Annotated in this window: 2 protein-coding genes; both read left to right on the forward strand. The window is 63.3% G+C overall.

Features of this window, described 5'->3' with window-relative positions:
* Positions 1 to 217: 217 nt before the first annotated feature.
* Positions 218 to 778: a gluconokinase gene (locus tag ACTHL0_RS05030; protein ID WP_440565493.1), complete on the forward strand. Its 561-nt coding sequence runs from the start codon at positions 218 to 220 to the stop codon at positions 776 to 778.
* 66 nt (positions 779 to 844) lie between these two features.
* Positions 845 to 2,103: MFS transporter (locus ACTHL0_RS05035; RefSeq protein WP_440565494.1), on the forward strand; the 1,259-nt coding region annotated here is incomplete at its 3' end.

Here is a 2,103-nt window from a genome sequence, read left to right on the forward strand (position 1 = left end):
CGCTGAGCCACCTGCTCGAGCGTCGGGCGGCCCGTGCCGCGGGTTTTCCTGGGTGTCACAGAGGTCATGGTTCAACTAGGATAGCGCTGTCTCAACCGTCGTACAAACGTTCGATATTGTAAGCGAATGGGGACGGATCTGAGCATAAGGCGGTGGCGAACCGCCTTTCTTTGGAACTGAAGAGATAGCGCTATCTCAGCAAAAGGAATTCCGATCGATGGACCAGACAGTACCGGCTATCGTTGTCATGGGTGTGGCGGGCTGCGGCAAGACGAGCGTCGCGCAGGCCGTGGCCGCGCGCCTCGGCGGGCGTTTCATCGAGGGCGACGCGTTTCACAGTCCGGCCAACGTCGACAAAATGCGACGCGGGATCGGGTTGGTCGACGCCGATCGCTGGGATTGGCTCGACCGCCTCGCGGCGGAACTGCAAGACGCTGACGAGCGCGGCGAACGCGTCGTGCTCGCCTGTTCCGCGCTTAAGCGCCGGTATCGAGAGCGCCTGAGGCTCGGCAGCCCAATGGCCAGCTTCATCTTCCTCGATCTTCCGCAAGCGGAAGCGGCGAAGCGCGTCGGCCAACGCAGCGGGCACTACATGCCCGATTCGCTCGTGGCGAGTCAGTTCGCCGATCTCGAAGCGCCGGTCGCCGAAACGCTCACGCTGACGGTCGATGCGACGCGCCCGGTCGACGCGATTGTCGATCAGGCGCTGCACTGGCACGCGCGCGCCTTGCTCGACGTTCGTCGTTCTGCGGTTGGTAAAGACAGCGCTGTCTTATGACCCGAAGCCTATGACCACGCATTTCGCGGATTCCAATGCGAATCCGGCATTCATGAGGAGACGAAAATGACATCGACTACAGCGCAACGCGTCGCGAAGCGCCGCTGGGTAATGGGCGTATTGCTGGGCGTGGGTGTGCTCATCAACGATTTCGACCGGATCAACTTGTCGGTGGCGGCGCCGCAGCTCAAAGCCGCATTCAACTTGTCACCGGCGGAAATGGGCCTGCTGTTCAGCGCGTTCTTCTGGCCGTATGCCCTGCTGCAAGTGCCGGCGGGCATCGTGCTCGATCGCTTCGGCGTGACGCGCCTCGGACGTTGGGGCGCGTTCCTATGGGCCGTGGCGTCGGCCGTCACGGCGTTCGCGAGCGGCTTCGGCGGCATTTTTGCGGCGCGCGCGATGCTGGGCGTTGCCGAAGCGCCCGGCTTCCCTGTCAGCGCGAAGGCGACCGGCTATTGGTTTCCGCGCAAGGAGCGCGCAATGGCCACGGCGATTTTCGACGCGGCGGCGAAGTTCTCGAACGTGATCGGCGTGCCACTCGTCGCGGTTGTCGTGGTGGGGATGGGCTGGCGCTGGGGCTTCGGTGTGACGGCGCTGCTCAGCTTCGCGTATTTCGTCGCCTTCTATTTCATCTATCGCGATCCCAGCCGCGATGCGAAGCTCTCGGAGGCCGAGCACCGCTATATCGTCGAAGGCGGTGCAACGCCGGAAGGCGCGTCGAGCGCGAGCGCGTTCTCGATGCTCGGCTACCTGCTGAAGAAGTCGAAGGTGTGGGGGCTTACGATCGGGTTTGCCGCGTACGGCTACTCGTTCTATTTATTCCTCACATGGCTGCCCGGCTATCTCGTGCAGACGATGCACATGAGCATCCTGAAGTCCGCCGGGTTTGCGGCGATCCCGTGGGCGGTGGCCACTGTCGCCGATCTCGTCGTCGGCGGCTGGTTGATCGATCATCTGATCGCACGAGGCCACGATGAAACGCGTGTGCGCAAAGCGGTGCTTGTCTGCGGCATGGTGCTCGGCCTTGCTGTGTTCGGCGCCACGCTGACGACGAACCCGATGTGGGCAATCGTCTGGATCTCGATCGCGCTCGGCGGTCTGGCCTCGGCCGCGCCGGTAGGCTGGTCGTTGCCTTCGCTCATCGCGCCCAAGGGCGGTGTGGGGACGATCGGCGGCATCATGAATTTCGCCAACAACTTGATGGGCGTGGCCGCCCCCGTCGTGACCGGCTTCATCGTCGGTGCGACGAACTCCTTTACGAACGCCTTCCTGATCGCGGGGGTGATCCTTGTCATCGGCATCGTTTCTTTCGTGTTCGTCATGGG

This window comes from Trinickia sp. (assembly GCF_051961175.1).
Classification (GTDB): domain Bacteria; phylum Pseudomonadota; class Gammaproteobacteria; order Burkholderiales; family Burkholderiaceae; genus Trinickia.